Origin of the sequence: Cyclobacterium plantarum, from assembly GCF_011290685.1 — a bacterium.
Classification (GTDB): Bacteria; Bacteroidota; Bacteroidia; order Cytophagales; family Cyclobacteriaceae; genus Cyclobacterium; species Cyclobacterium plantarum.
Genome location: NZ_JAANYN010000011.1, coordinates 164,372 through 190,454, shown reverse-complemented (window position 1 = coordinate 190,454; position 26,083 = coordinate 164,372). Strand labels below are relative to the sequence as shown.

20 protein-coding genes are annotated in these 26,083 nt (G+C 44.7%); 10 read left to right on the top strand and 10 right to left on the bottom strand.

Features of this window, described 5'->3' with window-relative positions:
* The first annotated feature begins 263 nt into the window (after positions 1–263).
* The 3 genes from G9Q97_RS21090 (at position 264) to G9Q97_RS21080 (ending at position 2,075) form a co-directional block, all read left to right on the top strand.
* The gene (locus G9Q97_RS21090) at positions 264–494 is read left to right on the top strand and encodes a KilA-N domain-containing protein (RefSeq protein ID WP_166150578.1); all 231 of its coding nucleotides are present in this window, start codon (positions 264–266) and stop codon (positions 492–494) included.
* Between the two features lies 1 nt (position 495).
* On the top strand, positions 496–1,329 hold the full coding sequence (locus G9Q97_RS21085; protein ID WP_166150576.1) for a KilA-N domain-containing protein: 834 nt from the start codon (positions 496–498) through the stop codon (positions 1,327–1,329).
* Positions 1,330–1,475: 146 nt separating this feature from the next.
* On the top strand, positions 1,476–2,075 hold the full coding sequence (locus G9Q97_RS21080; protein WP_166150574.1) for a hypothetical protein: 600 nt from the start codon (positions 1,476–1,478) through the stop codon (positions 2,073–2,075).
* Between the two features lie 188 nt (positions 2,076–2,263).
* On the opposite strand, the gene G9Q97_RS21075 is transcribed toward G9Q97_RS21080, so the two are convergent.
* Positions 2,264–5,113: an outer membrane beta-barrel protein gene (locus tag G9Q97_RS21075; RefSeq protein WP_166150573.1), complete on the bottom strand. Its 2,850-nt coding sequence runs from the start codon at positions 5,111–5,113 to the stop codon at positions 2,264–2,266.
* A 282-nt stretch (positions 5,114–5,395) separates the two neighbouring features.
* Positions 5,396–5,734 (bottom strand): bacillithiol system redox-active protein YtxJ, encoded by a 339-nt coding sequence (gene ytxJ / locus G9Q97_RS21070; protein ID WP_166150571.1) that lies wholly within the window; start codon positions 5,732–5,734, stop codon positions 5,396–5,398.
* A 153-nt stretch (positions 5,735–5,887) separates the two neighbouring features.
* Between ytxJ and G9Q97_RS21065 the strand changes: the two genes are divergently transcribed.
* On the top strand, positions 5,888–7,285 hold the full coding sequence (locus G9Q97_RS21065) for a DUF4403 family protein (protein WP_166150569.1): 1,398 nt from the start codon (positions 5,888–5,890) through the stop codon (positions 7,283–7,285).
* A gap of 4 nt (positions 7,286–7,289) precedes the next feature.
* On the opposite strand, the gene G9Q97_RS21060 is transcribed toward G9Q97_RS21065, so the two are convergent.
* From G9Q97_RS21060 to G9Q97_RS21025, 8 genes are all read right to left on the bottom strand, one after another.
* Complete coding sequence (locus tag G9Q97_RS21060; protein WP_166150567.1) at positions 7,290–7,964, bottom strand: 3'-5' exonuclease; 675 nt, start codon at positions 7,962–7,964, stop codon at positions 7,290–7,292.
* A gap of 1 nt (position 7,965) precedes the next feature.
* Positions 7,966–9,918, bottom strand: coding sequence for a DUF294 nucleotidyltransferase-like domain-containing protein (locus G9Q97_RS21055; RefSeq protein WP_166150565.1), 1,953 nt, complete (start codon positions 9,916–9,918; stop codon positions 7,966–7,968).
* 79 nt (positions 9,919–9,997) lie between these two features.
* A complete protein-coding gene (gene acs / locus G9Q97_RS21050) occupies positions 9,998–11,896 on the bottom strand; it encodes an acetate--CoA ligase (RefSeq protein ID WP_166150554.1) in 1,899 nt (632 codons plus the stop codon).
* A gap of 84 nt (positions 11,897–11,980) precedes the next feature.
* A complete protein-coding gene (locus G9Q97_RS21045; protein ID WP_166150552.1) occupies positions 11,981–13,666 on the bottom strand; it encodes a sodium:solute symporter family protein in 1,686 nt (561 codons plus the stop codon).
* A 17-nt stretch (positions 13,667–13,683) separates the two neighbouring features.
* Complete coding sequence (locus G9Q97_RS21040) at positions 13,684–13,947, bottom strand: DUF4212 domain-containing protein (RefSeq protein WP_166150550.1); 264 nt, start codon at positions 13,945–13,947, stop codon at positions 13,684–13,686.
* Between the two features lie 143 nt (positions 13,948–14,090).
* Entirely contained in the window at positions 14,091–14,612 is a 522-nt protein-coding gene (locus G9Q97_RS21035; protein WP_166150548.1) for an AAA family ATPase, read from the bottom strand.
* On the bottom strand, positions 14,605–15,228 hold the full coding sequence (pnuC, locus tag G9Q97_RS21030; protein WP_166150546.1) for a nicotinamide riboside transporter PnuC: 624 nt from the start codon (positions 15,226–15,228) through the stop codon (positions 14,605–14,607). The genes G9Q97_RS21035 and pnuC overlap by 8 nt, the downstream gene beginning before the upstream one ends.
* Positions 15,229–15,466: 238 nt before the next feature.
* Positions 15,467–17,209 carry a GMC family oxidoreductase gene (locus G9Q97_RS21025; RefSeq protein ID WP_166150544.1) on the bottom strand — a complete coding sequence of 581 codons (1,743 nt, stop codon included), beginning with the start codon at positions 17,207–17,209 and terminating at the stop codon, positions 15,467–15,469.
* Positions 17,210–17,583: 374 nt separating this feature from the next.
* Between G9Q97_RS21025 and G9Q97_RS21020 the strand changes: the two genes are divergently transcribed.
* From G9Q97_RS21020 to G9Q97_RS20995, 6 genes are all read left to right on the top strand, one after another.
* Positions 17,584–19,299 carry an IlvD/Edd family dehydratase gene (locus G9Q97_RS21020; RefSeq protein ID WP_166150542.1) on the top strand — a complete coding sequence of 572 codons (1,716 nt, stop codon included), beginning with the start codon at positions 17,584–17,586 and terminating at the stop codon, positions 19,297–19,299.
* Between the two features lie 62 nt (positions 19,300–19,361).
* Positions 19,362–20,135 (top strand): SDR family NAD(P)-dependent oxidoreductase, encoded by a 774-nt coding sequence (locus tag G9Q97_RS21015; RefSeq protein ID WP_166150540.1) that lies wholly within the window; start codon positions 19,362–19,364, stop codon positions 20,133–20,135.
* Positions 20,136–20,368: 233 nt separating this feature from the next.
* Positions 20,369–22,477 carry a bifunctional aldolase/short-chain dehydrogenase gene (locus G9Q97_RS21010; protein WP_166150538.1) on the top strand — a complete coding sequence of 703 codons (2,109 nt, stop codon included), beginning with the start codon at positions 20,369–20,371 and terminating at the stop codon, positions 22,475–22,477.
* Positions 22,478–22,486: 9 nt separating this feature from the next.
* On the top strand, positions 22,487–23,770 hold the full coding sequence (locus G9Q97_RS21005; protein WP_166150536.1) for a sugar isomerase: 1,284 nt from the start codon (positions 22,487–22,489) through the stop codon (positions 23,768–23,770).
* A 34-nt stretch (positions 23,771–23,804) separates the two neighbouring features.
* Entirely contained in the window at positions 23,805–25,136 is a 1,332-nt protein-coding gene (locus tag G9Q97_RS21000) for an FGGY-family carbohydrate kinase (protein WP_166150534.1), read from the top strand.
* Between the two features lie 20 nt (positions 25,137–25,156).
* Positions 25,157–26,080 (top strand): alpha/beta hydrolase, encoded by a 924-nt coding sequence (locus tag G9Q97_RS20995; protein WP_166150532.1) that lies wholly within the window; start codon positions 25,157–25,159, stop codon positions 26,078–26,080.
* Positions 26,081–26,083 lie beyond the last annotated feature (3 nt).

The following is a 26,083-nucleotide window of genomic DNA, read 5'->3' as shown; positions in this document are numbered from 1 at the left end:
TCCCAAAAAAGCCCGGAATCAAATATGAAACTGCTCAAACTAATCAAATTGCCATATATTAAAATCGAACTCAGGTTTTTACTATTTTTGAATGAATCGTTTGACTGCAGCCAAAATAAAGTCTGCCAATGTTCGGGAAAAATTAAAGGGTTATCCGCTTCAAACCATTCATGAGGAAGATGGTGAATTACCAAAAATGATATTGAAAAAATCATTGAACCTTGAAATTATTATTTCAGAAAGCTTCTTAAAATGAGCGACTTATGGCAAAGAACAAGAAAATAAAGATTGAAGGAGCCGAAATCACTGTCCTATCTCAAGAGGCAGACGACCATATTTCCATGACGGATATAGCCAGCGGTCAGATGCAGGATGTGGTCATCATTAAGTGGTTGAGCCTGAAAAGCACCATTGAATACCTTGGGGAATGGGGGTCCTTCTACAACTGGGGTTTTAATTATAGCGAATTCCGTACAATTAAAAGTAGATTTTGAGATGAGCAGAAAAGTAAATACGATAAAAGTCAAGCAGGTTGACATTAATGTTTTAAATGAGGCAGAGCAAGAATTTATTTCATTAACCGATATCGCTTCTTTCAAGAACCCAAAGGAACCTAAGGATGTGGTCAAAAACTGGCTTAGAAATAGGGGAACTATTGAATTTTTGGGTCTTTGGGAAAAAATCAACAACCCCATTTTTAATGGGGTCGAATTCGACTCATTTTTATTTGATGCGGGCAGCAATAGTTTTACACTCTCCCCAAGCAAGTGGATTGAGCGTACCCAAGCTGTTGGTCTAATCAACAAGCTGGGCAGAGGGGGTGGTACCTATGCCCAAAGAGATATTGCTTTTGAATTTGCCTCATGGATTAGTGCTGAGTTTAAATTATACCTGATTAAAGAATACCAGCGGCTCAAAGAAGAAGAAAGTAACCGCTACCAACTCGAATGGAACTTCCATCGCACACTAGCCAAAGTAAACTACCACATTCATACAGACGCTATCAAGGAAAACCTCATCCCGGAAAAACTCTCTATACAGCAAGTTTCTTTCATTTACGCCAATGAAGCAGATGTATTGAACATGGCCATATTCGGAAAAACAGCCAAACAATGGCGGGATGAAAACCCTGATACCAAGGGAAATATTCGCGACCAGGCTTCTTTAGAGCAACTGGTAGTGCTCTCGAATATGGAAAGCCTCAATGCCATGCTCATTCATCAGGGAATGGAACAACCGGAACGATTGACACAGCTCAATCAAATGGCTATCACACAAATAACCTCCCTGCTAAGGCATAAAGACCAGACGAAGAAATTGAATACTTAAATCCGAATACCGGGCAATTGTTGCATAAGCCCTCCACGGACTTTCTAGTTTTAAGAAAATTTTTTATACAGAAAGTATTGTTTCGTTTGTAATTATTATTAACTTAAAATTTAATTCATTCTTGGTGCATTTAAATATTTTTTATCATGAATCCAATTCTCTTCGATGCTCCACCTTTTTTTGACGGTCAATTGTTTTTCCGACTCAAGTTAATTTTTGTTTTGGTTCTTTCCTTCGCTATTTCCTTTAAGGTAACAGCTCAAACAGAAGTTAAAAAATTTACCGCAAAGCAGGCAGTCTATCTTGAAGTTGGTGGAAATTCAGGCCGGTATGCACTCAATTATGGGCGAATATTCCATCAAAAAGGGAAGCTAAAGCTAAATGCGAGTGCAGGTTTTTCAATGTTCCATCACAGGTTAAATGCTAAAACAACATGGCTCCCGGTAGTACCCGTAGAGATATCAGCATTTTATGGAAAGTCAAACCATCATCTGGAATTGGGTATGGGAGTTACTTCTTACTTAACCAGAAGTTTAGGTTTTGATTCGGAATCATTTCAAACAACCGATAAAGTGGTTTTTGATGTGGGTTTACCTTTAAGAATTGGCTATAGGTATCAAAAGCCTGAAGGGGGATTCTTTTTCAGAGTGGGGTACACCCCATTTCTTGCCATCCCCATTAAGCCCCGCAAATATTGGGCTTTTCAGCCGGTTTTTGCAGGCTTGAGTTTGGGACTGAGTTATTAGTCGCCATCCATCAAACTCCTTCGCATGCTTACGATTGAATGAGATGGAGGAAGATGGACGATCCATTCTCAAAAGTCGCTCCCTCTCTTCGTTCTCTCCAGTCTCTCCTTCTCACACATCTGTACCAAAAACTTTCTTTAGTAAAAACCATATTCTAATTCAATGAACGGCCCTCCTAAAAGGATTTTTTACCAGCTCCTCGCTCCACCCCTACCAGGACCCCGGTATCCTCCCGGTCTGTCGCCATCTTCGGGCAGATCAGACTTTTTGAAATTACCGATAATATAGGTAAAGGAAACCATGGCATAGCGGGTCAGTACATTGGAATACACATCGGTCACCGCTACATCCGAAACGTTCCTGGAAATGCTGTTGTTCTGCTTGAGCAGGTCAAAGACATATACCTTCAATTCCCCTTTGTTGTTTTTCAGGAAGCGGTAACCTGCTTCAATGTTCCATAACCAGACCGATTGGTCCAAACCCTCAGAAAGACCCCTGTAGAGCATGTTGTTGACATTATTAGCGATAAAGGTTTTTCCGTCATTGGGAGAATAATAAAACCGCAGGTTACTGCTTTGAATGAAATAATTTTGGTCAAGATTGCTTTGAAGGCTGCTGTTCACGATGGTGTAAGTGGCATTCGTGGAGAGATTAAAGTCCACATCTTTGCTGATATTGCTTGCAAATGTGATGCCCTGTCGTATGTCGATATTTTCGTTCGTGTTCGTTTGCCCGTTGATAATTCCCGGGGTACGGCCATAGCTGATGCCTGGGTTCAGGTTCACTTTGGTTTTCCATTTTGGAATGCTGGTTCCATAACTTAAAAATAGCCTTGCATTCATTTGTCCATTTAAATTTACCGGACTGGTGATTTGCCCGCCCCTCCTGAGCAATACTTCATTATTTATCAGGGTATCCTGAGGGGCCACAAACGTACTCGTACCAATGTAATTATTATTCAAATTGGTAAAGAAAAACACGAAAAAGGATTTGTTTGTCTCCATATTGAATTTAGACATATTGACAAACATGGAGTGATTGTAACTTTGGCCCAGTGAAGGATTACCTACCGAAAGATTCAACGGGTTGCTGTTATTGATCACGTTTTGAAGTTGGTTTACGCTAGGCTCGTCTGTTCGGGTCCGGTACCTAAACCGGTAACTGGTTCCACTTTCCGTACGGTAATTCATGGTCAGTGTAGGCATGATATTTTTAAAATCCCGATAGAAGGTTCCCTCTGTGGGAAACACACTTTCATTATCCAATACCGCATACTGGTAGTCCAGGTCCATATTGATATTCAATCCCTTGTTGTTGTACCGATATCCTAATCCGGCCCGCTGAGTCAGAAATTTATTATCAAATTCGTTACTTAACGCCGTATCCAATACCATGATCCCCTGTTCGTTGGCCAATTGAAACGTCTTCTGATCCGCAGCGCTTTTATTGTTCCCAACCTGATAGGAGAATGTCGCCACCGATCTTTCGCTAATGGGCTCGGTATAGGTCAGGTTGGTCCGGTAATTAAACCCATCAGACAAAGCCGTTGTTTCCTGGACCAAGGTATCGAAAGCATTTCTGACGTAATCTTTGTTGGAGGAGATCAGATCAGTTAATTCATCCCGTTGGTTCCAGGAGGTAAATAAATCGACGGATACCGTCCGGCCCACCTTATCGAATTTGTACCGGTAAGTGAGGTTGTTGGAAAGGGAATAACCCTGCGTCTCATTCTCAGTTAAATTTCGGGTGTCGCTAAGGGAATCCAGGGATTGATCCAGGTTCAAACCCTCCAGGTTGCTATACCTGTAATTATCCTGGAAATTAATGCTGGGGCTGAAAATCAATGCATTCTTTTCATTGATATCGTATTCCATCCGGGCATTCATGCGGTGATTTTTATTATTAATGGTGCTGATTTGGTCTTCCTGATAAATCTGACGCTGGTCTTCCGTGATAACGGTTTCTCTGTTGGTATTTTCGAAAACTGTATTATCGGTGGCGTTAAAAAAATAACTTCCGGTAAAATTGATTTTCTCGCCCCATTTATCGCTGTAATTTAATCCCAGCGAGTTGGTAGTAACGATTCCATTGTTTGATCCTACACCGAAACTATTTCCGCCCGGGCCACCCCGGCGTCCTCTTCGGCCGCCACCGCCGAGACCTCCACTTACTCCCAACAAGTCGTCTGATGCAAAGTTTTGCTGGTTCACATTATTGACCATACCGATAAGGGAAATTCTTCGGTCTCCATTAAAAAAATTGATATTTCCACCTACCGAATAGGTATTGTCTGTTCCATATCCTCCATAGACCCTCCCGAAATAGCTGTTGCGCATATTTCCTTTTGTGATAATATTGATGGTTTTGGCATAGTTGCCATCATCCAAACCCGTTAGCCTGGACTGGTCTGATCGCTGATCCAGCACCTCTACGCTGGAGATGGCATCTGCCGGCAGGTTTCTCAGGGCGATGGAAGGATCATTTCCAAAGAACTCCCTGCCATCAACCAATATCTTTTGTACCTGTTCGCCCTGCGCCTGCACCTGACCGTTTTCAATGGTGATCCCCGGGAGTTTCCCAATAAGGTCCTCTGCCATGGCGTTTTCTTTGGTTTTAAAGGCATTGGCATTGAAAACTGCCGTATCTCCCCTCATTTCACCTACAGCATTTTCGCCTTCGATGACCACTTCACCCAGCAGGTTGCTGTCTTCACTGATGGCAATAGTGCCCAAATCAAGGGGCATTCCCCGGCTAAATTCCCGGGTGACTTTTTCAAACCCAACATAAGTGATTTCAAGTTTGAAAACCGGTAGTCGGGGGTACGCAATACTAAAAGTTCCATCTGGTCCGGTAGTAGTGTTGCTGATCAGGGAATCCTGCTGTGTTTTTAAAAGTACATTGGCCCCAATCATCGGATCCTGGCTGTCCTTTTCAATGATCTTGCCCTTGATCAGGGGCACATTCTGGCGATCCTGCCTGGCCAGAAGTCCGGTAGTGGCCCATAAGCCAATGCAGATAAATAGAATAAAAATCCTCATATTTTGATGCGATTATTAAATACAAGGATTAGACCTCATTACTGGTCCCAGGTTTAACCGCTCACAAAAAAAGATTTAAATGGCAAATAAAAACATCAAGTGGCTAAAATTGGGGGCAATGTTTACATACCAAAAATTTCGACCCTGGTCGACTACCAGGGCCTGATTGAAAGGGTATTGGATTCTAAATTAGCCCACAAGAATACCGGACAGGGCTTTTCCATTCAATGAGATCGCTCAAAAACAAAATGGTATATCCGAAAATTTTGAGCTGAATTGATACTAAGCACCTATAGAAACAACTTCCCTGTAATTGATGCCCATATGGCTGTTGTCATAGACGACTTGTCCATCCTTGATGACAATTACCTGCGGGGAGGCATGGGCTACTCCAAACTCGGAAACAATGGCATTTGACACATCCCTGTGTGCAATCAGGTCTAAAAAATAAGCTGATAAGCGGTCGTGGTCTTCGGCTTTCCAGCTCCTTTCCATTCGGTTCCAGGCCATGCTGCTAATAGAGCATCTGGTAGAATGCTTAAAAATTACCACAGGCATGCCTTTGCTTTCTTCCTTGATTTGATCCAGTTGGGATAATTTATCTAATTTTTTCCAGCTCATATTTCAGGTTGATTTACGCCAAGAATAACCAAAAATGGTGGGTTTAAAGTTCAAAACAGTAAAAAAATTTTGAATTAGCCTATATTTGTCATTACAATTAAAATAATCTGGATGCAGCACCCCAATCATCCTATTCATTCGTTCTAGTATAACATGTACCGATATAGCTTAATTATCCTGATTTCTTTCCTTGCATTCACCGGATGGGCTTGCCGAAGCCTGCCCATGGGCGGACCCGAGGCACTGGAGCCCCCTCCTCCGCTGCCTAAGGCCAATGCGACAGTTAACCTCAGCCTTGAAATTCCCCTTTCTTTCTTGGAAGATCAGATCAATAATAGTCTGGACAAGCAATTGTTTAATGAAAAAGACCTGGAATTTGGGGATGGGCTATATGCAGATGTAGACCTGGATAAAACCGGTCTGCTGGAGCTGACTGCTAAAGAAAATGGTAAAATACTTTTGGCCTTACCTGTTTTTCTGGATGGCAAATTGAGACTGGAAAAGCGATTATTTGGACAAAGGATAGCCACAGCCATTCCTTTTCAGGAAAATTTGACGCCACAGATTAGTTTTTTACCCGTACTGAAAGAAAATTGGGCATTTGATATAGAAGGATTGGATATTTTGTCCTGGGGAAAAGCACTGGAATACGATTTACTGGGTTTTAAAATTGATTTTGAGCCCATGGTAAAGCGACAGATGGTGGCCATCATGGAAAATCAACTGCGCGGCGGAGCATTGGCAGCCGTGGATTTTAAGCGTATCGCTGATAATTTCTGGTCCTCATTTGGCAGGCCCAGGTACGTAGAGAATGGTCTTTCCGGTACCTACATCTACCCGCATGCCGAAAAATTAAAAGTTCATGAGACCTTCACGACCGACCAGATGCTAGAATTGAATTTCGGTCTGGAAGGAGAAATGCGAAGCCAAAAAGACAGGCCACTGGCCACCCAGCTTTCCCCTCTTCCGGAAATTTCCCTGGAGCAATCCTTTGGAAACGAGCTAAACATCACTACACCCCTTACCATCGGTTTCAATGAAATCTCCAGCTACCTCAATGAATCCCTTAAGGACAGCCTGATTACCCTGGACAGGAAAACCCAGCTCTTACCCCGGGATTTCAGCATCCGGCATTATGGAGAAAATACCATGATCATTTTGGATTTTCTGGCCAAACGACTTGGCAAAAAAGACCTGGAAGGGAAGTTTTATTTGGCAGGAAAACCGACCTTTGACCCTGAAATTAACGCCATAAGGTTAGAAAATGTAGATTTCCGGCTGGAAACCGAAAACTTTCTTGCCAACATGACCAATTGGATGAAACGCAGGAAGATCATGAAAATCATCCAAAAACAAGGGGTTATCCCTGTAGGTGATTACTTGAATAATGCACAGGCTGCTTTATTGGAAATGGGAGACTGGGAAACGGATTTTGCCTCATTTGCCCTGAAAAAACCGGCTATTTCCATTTCTGGGATTTATCCAACCAGCAGCGAATTGGTTATTTATGTACAAACCACAGCCGACATTCAAATGGAGTGGAACAAGTAAAATTTCAGCCCATCAGGTCGGCAAAAGTTTTTATCCCCTTCTTTTCCGCAGCTTTTAAAAGTTTGACCAATAATTGAGCAGCGAGTAGGGCATCTCCTGCAGCCGTATGCCTGTCATCAGGGGAAATAGCATACCGTTCGCAAAGTTTGTCCAGGGAATAATCCGTGGAAACCACTGCCTGAGGATCGTAAAATTTACCCATATCCAATCTTAGGGCCAGGTTAAAAGTATCCAGAACCGGATTTTTTATTTTTCGTAGCCCAATGGATCTGCCCACCCTTTCCATCATGGCCAGGTCAAAGCCCAAATGGTGTCCTACCAGAATTTTATGCTGGGCATCGTCCAGAAAACTTCGGATTAGCTGTTCTCTGCTCACATAAGGCCTTTCCCGAACCAAACCATGCACTTTTATGGCTTCCCGGTTCCTTTTTTTTGGCCTAAGGTAAAATTCCCTGGCGCTTGCAATCCTGATCCGGTTATGGCTAACCTGCACCGCCCCATAAGAAAGTACATGATCTCTTTTGATATCCAAACCAGTTGTTTCCGTATCGATAACCAGAAATTCCAGTTCCGACACTGGTTTTCCTCCCGCGATTTTTCGCTCCATGGCGTTTTCATACACTTTGATAAATTCCGGTTTAGGAAGAGGAGCAAAACCAAATAGTTTTTTCCAGTCCATATCAGTTGCCAAAATAATCTAACTGAAACCTCACTTTCAGAATTTTTTGAATTTCATCAATGGGGAAAAAAGCATTTTTCAACAATTGCCTTTGCAACTTTCCCAGACTGTCGGGTTGAATAAACCTTCCCGAAGAGGCTGTTGATAATCCCTCTAGTGCACGTATCCGCATAAAAATCTCATAGGCTTTCCCTGCATCCCTGTAAAGCGCGGCCTGATTGGGTTCAAGCTCGGCTAACTTTTCATACCTTTTGAAGGTGTTGTTGATGCCCACCACCTGGTGGCTAAGGATCAGTACCCTGGCGGCATCTGCCAGGGGCATCATGGCCCGAAGCTTGATATCGAATTTTTCTGCATGCTTACCGGATTTTTCAATCATAAAGTTCCTGAAAAAGCCGAGAGGCGGAGGGTTTAACAAGGCATTTTTGGCAAAAAAGTTCAGAAATACCTTCCCCTGGTTGATTTCCTCATACACATGTTGGGTCAAAGCATCAGCCAATGCCTGTTTGCCACTTACTGCCCGAAAATCGAAAAATATGGTTGCCATCATCAGAGATTGTGGATCGGGCTCCCTTATCCACTGGCTAAAGTACTTTTTCCACTGTCCAAGCGGCTGGCACCATTGGGGGTTATTGGCCATCATCTCAGCAGGACAGGAATGAAAGTCACAGGCAAATAGAATATCCATTACATCTCTGGCTATCAGGTGCATGAAGTTCCGGGCTTTTTCCTTCAGCTCGTCGGCTACATCTTCATACACAATGGCATTGTCCAGGTCTGTTCTGAGCAATTGCTCTCCTCTCCCTTCAGAACCCAAGGCCAAAAAACAAAACTGAAGGTCCCTTAGCTCAGGAAAAACCGCTTCGTGTCTTGCCCTGGCCATGGCAATGGCACGTCGGATTAGGGTATCGTTGATCTCGGTAAGTATCCCTGCTATAAATTCTATGGCCAGTTCATTTTCCAGGAAATATTTCAGCATGCCCTCGGCCTGATTTCTCAGTTTGGCCAATTCATGGATATCCTGGCTTTCCTGTAGGGCTTTGATCAATACTGCGGGGCTGTTTCCCTGCGAAAGCAGGATATCATGGTCTGAAATAATCCCTATCAAAGGCGAATCCGAACTGCCGTCTTCGGTGAAAACCAAATGGTGTAAACGGTGTTTGACCATATTCAGGTAAACCTGGGAAAATTCCATGTCCTTTTTGGCCGTTACCACGGGGCGGCTCATGATTTTTGTTACAGGGGTACTATAAGGTAGGTTTCGGGCAATCAGTCGATTTCTGAGATCTTTATCCGTAATGATTCCCTTAGGATGTTTGTTTTCGTCCACAATAATAATGGAACCTACTTTCTCCCGGCTCATTTTCTCCACCGCCTCAGCAACCGTATTACCGGTATGACAATAAATAACCGGATGTGAAAATTGAATAGAAGTTTGACCGGAAAAAAGCATCAGGCCATTTTCGTTGGTATCTCGATCTCGCCCAAACAGGGTTCTTACTTTTTGGGTTTGGGATAATCCGGAACGGACCACTACTTGTCCTGAAGCGAAACCTGATGCAAAATAAAGGCTCACTTTATTGTTTTCGCTCAGGATTTTTTCAAATACCCCGACAGGTACCGCCATGACCAGACTGTGTTCATCTGCACGGGCATTGAGGATGTAAGGTCTTTTGCCCAGCAGGGCCAGCACCCCAAATACATCTCCTTCGTCACATATTTCAACTGTTTCTTCCTTTCCCTCAAAATGATCTGTCAGCTTGATGGCACCCTCTTTGACTACAAAAAAATAACTTTTGGCGGGCTCACCTTTTTGAAACAAAAATTCCCCTTCCTCAAAATAAACCAAATCAACTTCCCTGGCCACCTGAGCAAGCAATTCAGGGGACAAAAAACTAAAAGGAGGATACTTTTTTAAGAATTCAATGACCCTATTGACAATAACATTGGCCATATCGGAGCTTGGCTAAGAAATGAAAGGGAAAGGTGTGGGCAAACCTACACCTCTCCCCGTAAATAACAAGGGTAAGTCTTTATTCAATTCTACCCTCGATTATTTTTTCAACAACATCGGGATCGAGCAGGGTAGAAGTATCTCCCATGTTGTCCATGTTACCTTCAGCTACCTTTCTCAGAATTCTGCGCATGATTTTACCTGAGCGGGTTTTTGGCAATCCGGGAACAATCTGAATCTTATCCGGCTTGGCAATCGGGCCAATGATTTTTGTCACCGTATCCTTGATCTCATTGGTCAGGCTTTGCTCGGACCTGTTTTTCATGTCACAGATCACATAGGCATAGATTCCTTGTCCTTTTACCTGGTGTGGATATCCCACTACTGCCGATTCTACCACCAGTGGATGTTCGTTGATGGCATTTTCTACCTCAGCCGTACCCATACGGTGGCCGGAAACATTGATCACATCATCTACTCTTCCCAGAATACGGTAATAACCATCGTGGTCTCTTTTGACACCATCTCCGGTAAAATACATCCCTTTATAGGTAGCAAAATAAGTTTGCCTGCATCGGTCATGGTCTCCATATGTAGTCCGGATCATACCTGGCCAGGGAAATTTAATACATAGATTCCCTTCAACCGAATTGCCAGTCATTTCTTTACCGTCGGGATCCATAATGGCCAATTGCACGCCTGGTAAAGGCAATGTGGCATAGGCAGGTTTGGTTGGAGTAATACCTGCCAGTGGAGAGACCATGATGCCTCCCGTCTCCGTTTGCCACCAGGTATCTACTATGGGACATTTTGTTTTACCGATATGTGTATGGTACCAATGCCAGGCTTCTTCATTGATGGGTTCACCAACGGAACCAAGCACCTTAAGGGAGTCCAGTTTAAAAGGTTCGATCGGTTCTGTACCATGTGCCTGTAATGCGCGGATAGCGGTAGGTGCAGTATAGAACTGATTTACTTTGTACTTATCCACGATTTCCCAAAAACGTCCGGCATGGGGGTAGGTAGGCACACCTTCAAACATGATTGAGGTAGCCCCTGATAACAGGGGCCCATATACAATATAGGAGTGTCCGGTAATCCAGCCAATATCCGCCGTACACCAGTACACATCTCCCGGATTGTACTGAAAAACATTCTCAAAGGTATATTTGGAATACACCATATATCCTCCACAGGTATGCACCACTCCTTTAGGCTTTCCGGTAGAGCCTGAGGTATATAGTATAAAGAGCATGTCCTCACTGTCCATTTCCACGGCCTCCTGCTGGGTGCCTTTTCCTTCTATGGCCTCATGCCACCAAAAATCCCGGCCTTCCTTCATGGTCACTTCCTGCCCTGTCCTTTGGTAAACAATTACAGATGTGACGGTGCTGGTTTTTTCCAAGGCCTCGTCCACTACTGCTTTTACGGGAATTTTTTTGTTTCCCCTGAAATTACCGTCGGCTGTCAATACCACCTTGGCCTCGCAATCATTGATCCGGTCAGAGAGGGCATTGCTGGAAAACCCTGCAAAAACGACCGAATGGACGGCACCTACCCTGGCACAGGCCAGCATGGCCACTGCTGCCTCGGGCACCATGGGCATGTAAATGATTACCTTATCCCCTTTTTGTACTCCTTTTTCCTGCAGGACATGGGAAAACCGGCAAACCTCTTCATAAAGTTGCCGGTAAGTAAGTGTTCGGCTATCTTCTCCGGGCTCGTTGGGTTCCCAGATAATGGCAGGCTTGTCTCCGATGGTGTAAAGGTGCCTTTCCAGTATATTTTCGGTGATATTTAATTTGCCATTGAGGAACCATTTGACATCGGGCCCCTCAAAATCCCAGTCCAATACTTTGTCCCAGCGCTTTTTCCAATGAAAAGAATCAGCTACCCTGGCCCAGAAATTTTCCGGATCGGCTACGCTTTTCTGGTATTCATGGAAATAACCGCTAAGGGTATGAATTCTATCACTCATCTTCAGGTATTTTTGGTTTTAAATCTGATATAAATTACGCTAAAATTATTCAATTCCCATACTTGGGTACATTTGAATCTTCTATTAATGGTCCTGCGCCTTGCCTGCTCCCCTTGGAATCCTGATGTCCTGGATCATTTCCTGCACGTGTTCCGGTGGATCCGGCGTAAACTTGGAAACCACAAAACAAGCCAGAAAATTGATCAGCATGCCCAGGGATCCAATGCCCTCCGGTGAAATTCCAAACCACCAATTGTCCATATTATTAGCTTCAGGATGAATAAATTTAAAATATATGATGTAGCCAAGGGTAAAAACCAATCCACTGATCATACCAGCTATGGCCCCTTCCTTGTTCATTCTTGTAGAAAAGATGCCCATGATTATTACCGGGAAAAAGGATGCCGCTGCAAGTCCAAAGGCGAAAGCAACCACCTCCGCTACAAAGCCAGGGGGATTGATTCCAAAATAGCCGGCTATAATTACTGCTACAGCCGCTGCCATTCTGGCAATGATCAATTCCGTTTTTTCCGTCATGGCCGGAACAAAAGTTCTGAACAGGTCCCGGGAAACAGAAGTGGAAATGACCAAAAGCAATCCGGCGGCCGTAGACAATGCCGCAGCCATTCCTCCCGCTGCCACCAGACCAACCACCCAGTTGGGTAGCTCTGCTATCTCAGGTGCGGCCAGGACCATGATATCCTTATCCACTGTGAGTTCATTGCTTTCCGGATTAGCCAGGTATTGAACCAGTCCATCGTTATTCTTATCTTCCACCACAATCAGATTGGTCTTTTGCCAGTTTTCCACCCAGTCCGGAAGATTGTCCACCGGCTGTCCGGCAACAGTATCTATGGCATTGTAGATCCCAAAAGCTGCCACTGCAGGGGCTGTGGTGTACAATATTGCGATAAATACCAAGGCATATCCAGCCGAAAGCCTGGCATCCCTGACACGTGGTACCGTAAAAAAACGGACGATTACATGAGGTAAGCCGGCTGTTCCCACCATCAATGCCAGTGTAATGGCAAACATATCCGTAAGGGACTTCCTTCCTGCTGTGTATTGATGAAAGCCCAAATCTGCCAGGATACCATCCAGCTTGTCAAGGAGGTAGGTGCCATCCTGCACCGTTCCACCCAATCCCAACTGGGGTATGGGGTTTCCGGTCAGTTGGATGGAAATGAAAATAGCAGGAACCATAAAAGCAAAGATCAGCACACAATACTGGGCTACCTGGGTATAGGTAATCCCTTTCATGCCGCCCATAACCGCATAAAAAAATACAATGGTCATGCCTATCAGCACACCTGTTTCAATATCTACTTCCAGGTACCTTGAAAACACAATACCCACCCCACGCATTTGTCCGGCTACATAGGTAAAAGAAATGAACAGGGCACAAAACACCGCTACTACCCGGGCTTTGTTGCTGTAATAGCGATCTCCCACAAAATCAGGAACCGTAAATTTCCCGAACTTTCTCAGGTAAGGAGCCAATAACAGGGCAAGCAATACATATCCCCCGGTCCAGCCCATAAGGTAAACCGAACCATCATATCCCGAAAACGCAATAATTCCTGCCATGGAAATAAAAGAGGCGGCCGACATCCAGTCGGCGGCCGTTGCCATTCCATTGGCCAGTGGAGAAACGCCTCCGCCTGCTGTATAAAATTCTTTGGTAGAGCTTGCTCTGGTGTAAATGGCAATACCAATGTAAAGGGCAAAGGAAAGGCCTACCAGAATGTAGGTCCAGGTTAAAATATCCATAATAGGGTCATAAGGGGTTATTTTTCGTTGACATCAAATGCTTCGTCCAGCTTGTTCATCTTATAGACATAAACAAAAATCAGGACCACAAAGGTAAATATGGAGCCTTGTTGCGCAAACCAGAAACCAAGTTTGTAACCTCCTATCTTAATGGCGTTCAGGGGCTCCGCCAGCAGGATTCCAAATCCAAAGGAGACCAGAAACCAGATGGAAAGCAGGATCAGCACCGTTCTGATGTTTTGCCTCCAATATTTTTTCATTTGTTGCTTATGGTTTTCCATATTTTAGGTCATTGCAATTATTAAATGTTGAAAATATTCAAAATTTCCGTAAAATTCAGCCCTTTTGAGGTATGCTTTCCAAATTATAACAGTTTCGGTGAAAGAACAAGATAAATGGCCTGGCAAATTTGGTCATTCGCTTCTTATTCCTTTTTTCTTGCTTCAATGGCGGCAATTCCTGCCTTCAACCGATCCTCCGGACTGCCGGAAATTTTCTCCCAGGGTACCCCGGAGGAAACCAATACCTGCTCATATAGCTTTATAAAATACTTCCGCATATCCGGATCAGGATGTTCCCTCAAGGGATCATCCTGCCAGGGAATATCAATATCCGTTAGCAAGTACAGATCGTATTTCCGTTTTTGAATTTGTTGATCTATCCAATGGTGTGTTCGGCCGTATTTATGCTCACTCCAGATTTTGATAACCCGCAAATCCGTATCGCAAAAAAGCACTTCTCTTGCCTCCCTGTACCGTCTATCTTCCCATTGGATTTGTCCCCTGGCCATTTCAAGCAAATCTTCAAAGCGATAAGGCCGATCCAGTTCCAAAAGATAATCCCTGGCAAATTCCGGCACCCAGGGTTCCGAATAATGTGCCGCCAAATCTTGACTCAGGGTGCTTTTTCCAGTGGACTCGGGCCCTATAATCACAACTTTATCCATTTTTGAGGGCATAAACTTTGGCTATTCTGATCCAGGCAATCAATCCCATTACAGCCAAAACCGTAAAAACCAGAAACTGAAAGGAAGTCAACAAAAGGCCTTTGTAAAGATACAAGGGTACGGATACCACATCCGTTATGATCCAGGCAATCCAGTTCTCTACCTTCTTCTTCGCCATCAACCACATGCCCACAAATGCGGTGGCCGTGGTAAAGGAATCCCAATACGGTACATCACTATCGGTAAAGGTATGAAGTACAAAGTACAAAGTTACATAGGAAAACAGCAATAAAAGCAAGGCATTAACCATGCCTCTGGTGCCCAGCCAGGTAACGGGAACACTGGCTTTTCCAGGTCTGGGGTGAGACCAGATATACCAGCCAACAATGGACATGACAAAATAATAGCCATTGATGCCCATATCGGCATACAGCCTGACCTGAAAACAAATCCACACATAGATCAGGGTACTGATAATGCCCGTAGGAAAAACCAGGATATTTTCCTTCATAGAATAATATACCGAAGCCAGGCCAAAAAAAACGGCCACAGCTTCCAGCCAGCTCATTTCCTGTATACCTGTTTGCAGGCCCTCTAAGATGTATTGCCAATCCACGGGGTGAAATTGAAATAAAAAACTTACATAAAAAAATCAAAAAACACTATACGCTGACCTTTGGGGTTTTCCTAACCCCGAAGGTCTGACCTGAAGCGTTCGCGAAAAAACCGTCGAGGTCCCGAAGACCTCAACGGTTATAGATAATGACCTTTGGGGTTTTCCTAACCCCGAAGGTCTCTCTCGGAGCGTTCACGATAAAAGCTTCGGGGACCAAAGACCTCAAAGGTTAATGCATTTACCCAATATTCTTCTTTTTCAACTGATCCACTATGTATTCAGAAGTCCGGATCGAAAGGGCCATAATGGTCCAGGTAGGATTTTTATCGGCCTGTGAGACAAATGAAGCAGCATCCACCACAAAAAGGTTTTTACATTCATGAGCCTGAGAATACTTGTTCAATACGGAAGTTTTGGGATCATCGCCCATCCTTGCCGTGCCCACCTCATGGATGATTCTACCGGGAGCAGCCAGACCATATTGGTTTTCCGCACCAGGCTTGGTGCCCATCACCTGAGCACCCATGGCATCAAAAATTTCTTCAAAAGTATCCTGCATGTGTCTGGCCTGTTTCACCTCATGCTCAGTCCAATTGTAATGAAAACGCAATACAGGAATACCGAATTTATCTACGGTATTGGGATCTATTTCACAGTAATTGTCAAATTGCGGCACGCTTTCCCCTCTTCCTGCAATACCTACCGTTGCGCCATAAACGCTTCTGATATCTTTTTTCAATCCAGCTCCATATCCGCCATTGGGGCTGGCCTTACCAAATTCGTCCTTTATAAATTTCCTCATGGAATCCATTCCAAAACCAAAGCCATAATTGGGCATGCGCATGCCTCCGCCAAATTCCAAATGGTATCCTCTGGGGAAATCCAGTTTTTTATTGTCCAGCCACCATGGTGTATATACGTGCATAGAACCAACACCGTCTTCGTTATACTTGTCCCTGCCCAGAAATTCAGGCATCAGGGCAGACCGGCTGGCACCTGTAGAATCATGCAGGTAGTGTCCTAAGGTACCACTGCTATTGGAAATACCGTTGGGATGTTGCGGAGAGCTGGAATTCATCATGATCCTGGCACTCTCACAAGCGGAAGCACCCAAAACCACCACCCTGGCCTTTAATTTGTATTCCTGCATGTCCACCTTGCTGACATAGGAAATGCCTGTTGCTTCTCCGTTTTCATCTGTCGTCACCTTTCTCACCATGGCATAGGTATACAGGTCCACATTTCCTTTCTTCATCGCTGGTTTTACCAGTACCGTGCCTGCGGAAAAATCTCCGTATACCTGGCAGGCCCTGTTACACTGTGCGCAGAAAAAGCAGGCTCCCCTTTCGTTGTTTACAGGACGGGTCAAAACAGAAATTCTGGAAGGAATCACGGGAAGGTTGATCTTTTTCCCTCCCTTCATAAAGGCCAACTCATGCAACCTGGGTTTGGGGGGAGGAAGGAAGTAACCGTCCGGCTCATTTCGGATACCCTCTTTTGTACCAAAAACCCCAACTATTTGATCCACCCTGTCATAGTAGGGTTTGACATCCTCATATCCTATGGGCCAGTTATCACCCAATCCGTCAATGCTTTTTCTCTTAAAATCATCCGGGCCAAACCGAAGGGAAATTCTACCCCAATGATTGGTTCTACCCCCCACCATTCGTGAACGAAACCAATCGAATTGGGTCCCATCCTTCCGGGTGTAAGGTTCTCCTTCAATATCCCATCCACCATAAGCGGCATCGAAATCTCCAAAAGCCCTCACTGTATTGGCTCCTCGTCTCGGAGACTCCCATGGCCAGCGCAATTGGGTGCGGTATTCTTCAAGGGCAGGATCAAAATCACTTCCTGCTTCTACCACGGCCACACTCAAGCCTGACTCTGATAGGATTTTGCTGGCCATTCCTCCTCCTGCACCAGATCCTACAATAATAACATCGTAGGTATCCATGGATGATTGTATTTCAAAACTCATCGATATGTATTTTTATTGACTGCCCAAAATAAAAGATAATCTGCAATTTTTCACCATGCCATTTTTGAATCTGCTTTCATCGCAAGCCATACAACAAATTCAAACCGAATATTAATTTATCATGTCGTATCATCCCTGCTAAATCAATCTGCTATATCCAATGTTAAGTGACATTTTCCAATGATTATTTTTATGCCTGCTTTCAAAAATAAATGTCCCATAGCGCTGTAAAATATTCTTGATTTCGGAAAGAAGGATTTTAAAGGGATAAATTTTATTTTGGCCAAACATTTACTAATCTTATACTTCCAAAATAACAAAAGTACTAGTCTTGAAGGTAGGTTACTTTTTAGACACAAAACACCTCGCATAAAATGAGCAAAAAGGAAAGAAGAAGTCAGGGCTGGTTTGGTAAAACCGGCAAAGACGGCCTGATATACAGGTCATGGTTTAAAAAGCAAGGAATTCCAACCCATGAATTAGGGGGCAAGCCGATCATCGGTATTTGTAATACCTGGTCGGAATTAACTCCTTGTAATTCCCACTTCAGGGAATTGGCTGAGTTTGTGAAAAAGGGTGTATTTGAAGCGGGAGGCTATCCGGTAGAATTTCCCGTTATGTCACTAGGGGAAACCGTCATGAAGCCTACAGCCATGCTCTATAGAAATCTCGCCAGCATGGATACCGAAGAATCCATCAGGGCCAACCCCCTGGATGGAGTGGTTTTGCTTTGTGGCTGTGATAAGACTACGCCTTCTCTGGTTATGGGTGCCAGCAGTGTCAATCTGCCTACCATCGTGGTATCCGGAGGACCCATGCTAACCGGAAGATACAGGGGATCTGAAGTGAGTACCAGCGATATCTGGAGATTTAGCGAAGCTTCCAGACAGGGAAAAATGACCCAGGAGGACTTGTATGTGGCGGAATCCAGCCTTTGCCGAAGTGATGGGCACTGTGGTGTGATGGGAACAGCCTCCACCATGGCCTGTATGGTAGAATCCCTTGGACTGAGCTTACCTGGTAATGCCGCAATTCCGGCACCTGATACCGCACGAAAAGTCCTGGCCCACATGTCCGGGATGGAAATCGTAAAAATGGTGGAAAATGACCTCAAACTTTCTGATATTCTGACCCGCAAGGCCTTTGAAAACGCCATTATGGTCAATGCTGCTATCGGTGGTTCCACCAATTTTGTCATCCATTTGCTTGCCATAGCAGGCAGGATGGGCATACAATTGAACCTGGAGGATTTCGATCGCTTTTCTTCCAAAATTCCGCTTTTGGCCAACTTGCAGCCTTCAGGAAAATATTTCATGGAAGACTTTTACTATGCGGGAGGCCTTCCTCCGGTAATCCGGCAATTAAAGGATCACCTGCACAATGACGCCATCACTGTGACCGGCAAAAGCATTGGCCAAAACAATGAAAGGTTTGAAAACTTTAACCAGAAGGTCATTGCCGCCATTGATTCTCCTTTCAATCCCATTTCCGGAATAGTCGTACTAAAAGGCAACCTTTGCGAAACGGGAGCCATTATCAAACCTTCAGCTGCCAGTCCTGCCTTGATGAAACATACCGGAAAAGCTGTGGTATTTGAAGATATTGACGATTATAAAAACAAAATAGATGATCCCGACCTGGATATCGATGAAAATTCCGTTATGATCCTGAAGAATGTAGGTCCAAAAGGGTATCCGGGAATGCCCGAGGTGGGCAATATGGGTTTACCACCAAAAGTATTGGAAAAAGGGATAGATGATATGATCCGAATTTCGGATGGAAGAATGAGCGGTACGGGTTTTGGTACCGTGGTCCTGCATGCCACTCCGGAAGCAGCCGAAGGTGGTAATTTTGCGGTTGTTCAAACCGGAGACATGATCAGCCTGGATGTAGAAGGCCGAAAGCTGGACCTGTTGGTTTCGGACGAAGAGCTGGCAAAAAGAAAAGCTGCCTGGAAAAAACCCACTTTACCTACCGAAAGGGGTTATGTCAGCCTGTATGTGAAACATGTGGAACAGGCCAATCTAGGGGCTGACCTGGATTTTCTCAAAGGAAATTCCGGAAGTGAAGTAACCAAGGACTCGCACTGATCAAACTCATTTTCCAAAAAAGTTGAACAACCTGTCATACACCAATAAAACCAGAACCCTGAATGAAAAATCAAATTGATCCTGCTCCAGAGGTAGCCCTGGTAACAGGAGCTGGGGTGGGCATAGGTTTTGAAATTTGCCACTATTTTGCTGCTAAGGGCTTGCATGTTATGCTAAATGACCTGGACCCGGACCTCACCCAAAAAGCGGTGGATCAAATCAATTCCGAGTATCCGGATAGTTGCCAGGGACTTGCAGGGGATGCCTCCGATACCGCTTTTATTGAGAAGCTGGTAAAACATACGGTAAAGCAATTGGGAAGTTTGGATGTTGCAGTGGCCAATGCTGGCATTACGGTATTTGGAGAGTTTCTGACTTACAAGGAATCGGATTTTCACCAATTGGTTCAGCTAAACCTGGCAGGCAGTTTCTTTTTGGCACAGCAGGCTGCCAGGCAGATGATCGCTCAGCAGTCCGGTGGAAGCATTCTATTCATGTCATCGGTCACCGGCCACCAGGCCCATAAAAACCTAGCTGCCTATGGCATGAGTAAAGCTGCCCTTGAAATGCTGGCGAAAACCCTGGTCCTGGAACTTTCTCCCTACCAGATCAACGTGAATGCCGTAGCTCCGGGGGCAACAATGACAGAAAGGACAGCCTCAGAAGAAGGTTATTCCGATACCTGGTCCAGGATCACCCCCATGGGAAGACCTGCTTTTCCGAGAGATATCGCTGCCGCAGTAGGTTTTTTGGTCTCCCGGGAAGCCAGACACATCACGGGTCAAAGCCTGGTCATTGATGGGGGATGGACCGCCACCAGTCCTTCGCCTTATTAGCATGCAAACAATCATGAATTTCAAGAATAAAAACAACGATTTTCAAGAACAAACCCAAAAAAAACCTCCTTTTGTCTTCTTTTCTTTCTTTTTTTGGGCAAAAACGGGTAAAAACACTGACATTTGGGAGCAATAAACACCTGCAATCAGCATAGAACAGGACAGTTGATTTTACAAAATAATATATATTCGCTAAATAATTTAATAGCATACAAATCTTTCAAATCTATAATATGGCAATTACAAAAAACACTTTTAAGCACGTAGATTACTTGTGGGACGAAGAAAAGGCAAAAGCCCTGGGTGATGATCAAATCGCCCTGCTACTCTACAGGTCCAATATTTTGGGTGCAGACTTAAGGATAACCAACTATGGGGGTGGAAATACAAGCTGTAAAACCATCGAAAAAGACCCTTTAACAGGAAAGGATACCGAAATCATGTGGATCAAAGGTTCAGGTGGTGATATAGGTACATTAAAAAGAAATGGCCTGGCCGGATTGTACATGGACAAGTTATTGGCCCTTAAAAATGTCTACAGGGGTCTGGAGTTTGAAGATGAGATGGTTGCGCTGTTTAACCATTGTATTTACGATTTAGACTCCAAAGCACCTTCCATTGATACACCGCTGCATGCGGTTTTGCCTTTTAAACACATCGATCACCTTCATCCCGATGCCGCTATTGCCATTGCTGCTTCCAAAGATGGGGAAAAGATCACGCAGGAGTTGTTTGATGGTCAGATCGCTTGGGTTCCCTGGCAAAGACCAGGTTTTGATCTGGCATTGAAACTTGATCAGGCACTCAAGGAAAATCCAGGCATCCGGGGTATCATGCTGGGAGGACACGGTCTCTTCACCTGGGGAGACACAGCTTATGAATGCTATATCAACAGCCTGGAGGTAATTGACATGGCATCCCAATACCTGGAAGAAAATTATGGCAAAAAGCGGCCTGTATTCGGCGGTCAGAAAGTAACTTCTTTGCCAGCCAATCAAAGAAAAGATCAGGCTTCCAAAATTGCTCCGCATTTAAGGGGCCTTGCATCCAGTTATAACCGGATGATCGGCCATTTTTCCGATGATGACAGGGTATTGGAATTTATCAACAGCAATGACCTGGAAAAACTGGCCCCCCTGGGGACAAGCTGCCCAGACCATTTTTTGCGAACTAAAATCAGGCCTTTGGTCCTGGATATTCCCGCGGATAAGGATTTGGAAGACATGACGGAGATCAAGTCTTATCTGGAAAAAGAGTTTGAAGCCTACAGGCAGGATTATATCAAATATTATGAAGATCACAAGCGCCCCAATAGCCCTGCCATCAGGGATTCCAACCCTGTGGTAATTTTATGGCCTGGAGTTGGTATGTTTTCCTATGCCAAAAACAAACAAACCGCCAGGGTGGCTAGTGAATTCTATACCAATGCGATCAATGTGATGAAGGGTGCTGAGGCGATTTCCTCCTATGTGTCCTTGCCCCTGCAGGAAGCTTTTGATATAGAATATTGGTTACTGGAAGAGGCCAAACTTCAACGCATGCCCAAAGAACAACCAATGTCCAGAAAAGTGGCCTTTGTTACGGGAGGTGCAGGCGGAATCGGAAAGGCGATTGCCGACAAACTTGCCGCTGAAGGTGCCTGTGTCTTTATTACAGACATCAACCAGGAAAGACTGGATGAAGCGGTAGGAACCTATAATAAGGATACCGGTTCAGGAGCTGTAATGGATGTGACCAAAATGGAGGACATCGAAACTGCTCTTCAGGCAGCCTGCCTTAAATTTGGAGGCATCGACGTGCTTGTGAATTGTGCGGGACTGGCTATTTCCAAACCAATTGGACAAACCTCGGAAAAAGACTGGGACATCTTGCAAAACGTTTTGGTAAAAGGGCAGTTTGCCGTATCCAAAGCCGGGGTCGCCATTTTCAGAGCTCAGAACAAAGGTGGTGACATCATCAACATTGCCAGTAAAAATGCTTTGGTATCCGGCCCTAACAATGTGGGGTATGGAACAGCCAAAGCAGCACAGGTACACATGAGCCGCCTGCTGGCCGCAGAATTAGGCCCGGACAAAATCAGGGTGAATGTGGTGAATCCGGATGCTGTGATCGAAGGCAGCAAAATCTGGGAAGGCGAATGGGCCAAAGGCAGGGCAAAAGCCTATGGTATCACGGTGGAAGAGCTTCCTGCGTTCTATGCCAAGCGTACCATCATGAATGAGATTATTGGCGTTGAAGATATCGCAAACGGCGTTTTTGCTTTTGTCGGTGGACAGCTAAGTAAAAGTACGGGTAATATTTTGAACGTAGATGGCGGCGTAGCTGCAGCTTTTGTAAGATAAGCGTTTTCTATGCGGATTGATAAAAATCAAATAAATAGCCTCAATAAAAAAGCTCTCCCGGATCACCGGGAGAGTTTTGAGTATATAAGCCAACGGCTGGAAGGCAAGGGCATTTCTGTGCAGAAACTTGTCCAAAAGGTACAATCCTTTCAGATCGCCATACCCAGCTGGGCACTGGGAACCGGCGGTACCCGTTTTGGACGGTTTCCCGGTGGGGGTGAACCCCGGACGCTGGAAGAAAAAATAGATGACGTAGGCCTTCTTCATGCTTTGAATGCAGGCTCAGGAGCCATTTCGTTGCATATTCCCTGGGACATCCCTAAGGATATAGCGCAGATAAAGGCCCATGCAGCATCACACAAGCTTCTTTTTGATGCGGTCAATTCCAATACCTTTCAGGATCAGGCAGACCAGGAACACTCCTATAAATTTGGTTCCCTTTGCCATACCGATGCCCAAGTGAGAAAACAGGCGGTAAACCATAATTTAGAGGTTATCCGGCATGGAGAAGCCCTTGGTTCCAAATCCCTGACGGTATGGCTGGCAGATGGATCTTCTTTCCCGGGCCAAATGAATTTTAGAAAAGCCTTACAGCGAACCTTGGATTCCTTAAAGGAAATATACGCCGGTATGCCTGATGACTGGAAGATGTTTATTGAATACAAACCCTACGAGCCCTATTTTTACCACACCGTGATTCAGGATTGGGGAACGTCTCATTTACTGGCTTCTCAGTTAGGTGAACGCGCCTATACCCTGGTGGACCTGGGACATCATTTGCCCAACACCAATATCGAACAAATTGTTGCCACCCTAATGATGCAGGGTAAATTGGGAGGATTTCATTTCAACGATTCCAAGTTTGGGGATGATGACCTGACGGTAGGTGCCATGAAGCCTTATCAACTGTTTTTGATCTTCAATGAACTGGTAGAAGGAATGCAGGACAAGGAATCCAGAAACCCCTATCCCGCCTGGATGATCGATGCCAGCCACAACCTTAAGGATCCCATGGAGGATTTGTTACAGTCGGTTGAGGCCATTCAATTGGCCTATGCGCAGGCATTATTGGTAGATCGGCAAGCATTGGAAGATGCCCGGGAAGCAAATGATCCTGTTTTAGCACAGGAAATTCTTCAGGATGCTTTCAGAACTGATGTAAGGCCCCTGATAGCTGAAGCCAGGATGCAGGCCGATGCGGCCCTGGATCCGGTTGCTGCTTTCAGAAAACTGAACGTAAGAGAGAACCTGGTCCGGGAAAGAGGCAAAAAAAGCATGGCCACAGGCCTGTAAATAAATCATTTTATCCATAATAACCTTTTAGACAATGCCCATACCGGTAATCGCCATATTTGATATAGGAAAGACCAATAAGAAATTTTTTCTCTTTGACGAAAATTTAAATGAAATCAAGGAAGAATATGTCAAGTTCTCTACTATCAAAGATGAAGATGGGGAAGAATGTGATGACCTGGAAAAAATAACGGACTGGGCAAAACGCACCGTAGAAAAATTGTGCAAAGATCCTGCATACGAGGTCAAAGCCTTGAATTTTTCTACTTATGGTGCATCATTTGTTTCTATTGGTGAGGATGGAAAACCGGTCACCCCCATCTACAATTACCTTAAAGATTTTCCCGAAGATCTCCATAAGGAATTTTATAGTGCCTATCCGGAAGAATCCATCAACCAAACAACCGCTTCTCCCACTTTAGGCATGCTTAATTCTGGTTTGCAGCTGTACTGGCTGAAAAAGAAAAAGCCGGAAATATTCAATAAAATCAAGTATTCATTACACCTGCCCCAGTACATCTCCTATTTATTTACGGGAGAGGCCGTGACTGAACCTACCTCCATAGGTTGTCACACCAAGTTATGGGATTTTCCGAAGGCTGATTATCATGAATGGGTTTACAAGGAGGGTATACACGAGAAACTTCCCCAACAGGTGCCTACAACCCACAGTTTCGAAAAAATAATTTGCGGTAAAAAAGTACAGGTAGGCGTGGGTATCCATGACAGCTCCTCCGCCCTGGCCTCCTATCTGATAAAAATTAAAGAACCCTTCCTGCTGATCTCCACGGGGACCTGGAGCATTACCCTGAATCCTTTTCCAAAAAGGGAACTCAGCTTCAGTGAACTGCAAAACGATTGTCTTAATTTTTTGTCCATACACGGAAAAACGGTAAAGGCCAGTCGGTTCTTTCTGGGCTATGAACTGGATCATCAGCTCCAGAAATTAAATACTCATTTCAAGAAGGAAGCGAAGTATTACAAAAACATTCAACCTGATGAAAAACAGGTAACTGGTTTACTCTCGGGGACAACAGAAACAGGATTTTATCCTGAAACCATTGCCAGGACCCCGCTGGTGGCTGAAATTTTTCCTGAAAACAACTGGGACATTTCCGCTTTTGCCGATTTTGATACGGCATACCACCATTTGGTATTTGGCCTGGCCAGGATGCAGGTAGCCTCATTAATGCTGGCTAAAGGTGCGTCAGAAACCAAAAAAGTGTATATTGACGGGGGTTTTGTTCACAATAAAGTATTTATCCGGTTCCTGAATGGACTGCTGAAAGGTTATGAATTGGAATTTTCTGATTTTCCACTAGGCTCTGCTTATGGCGCAGCGCTCATGCTCAAAGCTTTTAACTAAACCCAAAATGCTGACTTACCATGCTTAAATTTTACCTTTTTGCCTGCCTGACAATGATAAGCGGAATAACCCTATCACAAACACAACCGATCACGCTGGACATTTATCCGGGAGAAGCCCCTTTCCAAAAAACCACCGATGTTAAAGAAGTCGTCCAGGAAAACGATATATTGGTCATCAGCAAGGTTCAAAAACCCCAAATACAGGTATTCCTGCCTGCCAAAAGAGCCGCTACGGGAAAAGCAGTTATCATTTGCCCTGGTGGGGGATATGGTGTACTGGCCTATGACTGGGAAGGACTGGACATTGCCAAATGGCTCAACAGTAAAGGAATAGCCGGCATTGTCCTGAAATACCGCCTTCCTTCGGCAGAAACACAAAGCAGTCCGCATATCGTACCTATGGCCGATGGACAAAGGGCGATCAGATTGGTCAGGCACCATGCTGAAGACTGGGGCATCGATCCCGGCCAGATAGGCATCATGGGTTTCTCAGCCGGTGGCCACCTGGCTGCTACACTAGGAACCCATTTTGACGAGGGTAATCCTGGAGACGAAGACGCGATCGAACACCAATCCAGCCGGCCGGACTTTATGATTTTGGGTTATCCTGTGATTTCTTTTACCGAACACATTACGCACATAGGGTCAAGAAACAACCTCATTGGAGCAGCGCCTGACGAAAAATGGGTAACGTATTTCAGCAATGAGAAACAGGTCCGGGCCGATACTCCTCCTTCTTTTATTTTTCATTCCCAGGATGATACCGCAGTACCTGTGCAACACAGCTTGTTGTTCTATCAGGCGCTTTTGGAAAAACAGGTCCCGGCAGAAATGCACCTGTACCCCAGGGGTGCTCATGGATTTTCACTTTCTATCAATAAAGCCGGAACCCAAAAAGGTTGGATAGAAAGTTGCATCAACTGGATGCATCATTTACCTTGAGTA

Bases quoted from the DNA above. Each gene is read 5' to 3' on its own strand.
- acs (WP_166150554.1), bottom strand. From the start codon at position 11,896: ATGAGTGATAGAATTCATACCCTTAGCGGTTATTTCCATGAATACCAG.
- G9Q97_RS21005 (WP_166150536.1), top strand. From the start codon at position 22,487: ATGCGGATTGATAAAAATCAAATAAATAGCCTCAATAAAAAAGCTCTC.
- G9Q97_RS20995 (WP_166150532.1), top strand. From the start codon at position 25,157: ATGCTTAAATTTTACCTTTTTGCCTGCCTGACAATGATAAGCGGAATA.
- G9Q97_RS21090 (WP_166150578.1), top strand. From the start codon at position 264: ATGGCAAAGAACAAGAAAATAAAGATTGAAGGAGCCGAAATCACTGTC.
- G9Q97_RS21010 (WP_166150538.1), top strand. From the start codon at position 20,369: ATGGCAATTACAAAAAACACTTTTAAGCACGTAGATTACTTGTGGGAC.
- G9Q97_RS21065 (WP_166150569.1), top strand. From the start codon at position 5,888: ATGTACCGATATAGCTTAATTATCCTGATTTCTTTCCTTGCATTCACC.
- G9Q97_RS21085 (WP_166150576.1), top strand. From the start codon at position 496: ATGAGCAGAAAAGTAAATACGATAAAAGTCAAGCAGGTTGACATTAAT.
- G9Q97_RS21080 (WP_166150574.1), top strand. From the start codon at position 1,476: ATGAATCCAATTCTCTTCGATGCTCCACCTTTTTTTGACGGTCAATTG.
- G9Q97_RS21040 (WP_166150550.1), bottom strand. From the start codon at position 13,947: ATGGAAAACCATAAGCAACAAATGAAAAAATATTGGAGGCAAAACATC.
- ytxJ (WP_166150571.1), bottom strand. From the start codon at position 5,734: ATGAGCTGGAAAAAATTAGATAAATTATCCCAACTGGATCAAATCAAG.
- G9Q97_RS21075 (WP_166150573.1), bottom strand. From the start codon at position 5,113: ATGAGGATTTTTATTCTATTTATCTGCATTGGCTTATGGGCCACTACC.
- G9Q97_RS21060 (WP_166150567.1), bottom strand. From the start codon at position 7,964: ATGGACTGGAAAAAACTATTTGGTTTTGCTCCTCTTCCTAAACCGGAA.
- G9Q97_RS21055 (WP_166150565.1), bottom strand. From the start codon at position 9,918: ATGGCCAATGTTATTGTCAATAGGGTCATTGAATTCTTAAAAAAGTAT.
- G9Q97_RS21045 (WP_166150552.1), bottom strand. From the start codon at position 13,666: ATGGATATTTTAACCTGGACCTACATTCTGGTAGGCCTTTCCTTTGCC.
- G9Q97_RS21000 (WP_166150534.1), top strand. From the start codon at position 23,805: ATGCCCATACCGGTAATCGCCATATTTGATATAGGAAAGACCAATAAG.
- G9Q97_RS21015 (WP_166150540.1), top strand. From the start codon at position 19,362: ATGAAAAATCAAATTGATCCTGCTCCAGAGGTAGCCCTGGTAACAGGA.
- G9Q97_RS21020 (WP_166150542.1), top strand. From the start codon at position 17,584: ATGAGCAAAAAGGAAAGAAGAAGTCAGGGCTGGTTTGGTAAAACCGGC.
- G9Q97_RS21035 (WP_166150548.1), bottom strand. From the start codon at position 14,612: ATGGATAAAGTTGTGATTATAGGGCCCGAGTCCACTGGAAAAAGCACC.
- G9Q97_RS21025 (WP_166150544.1), bottom strand. From the start codon at position 17,209: ATGAGTTTTGAAATACAATCATCCATGGATACCTACGATGTTATTATT.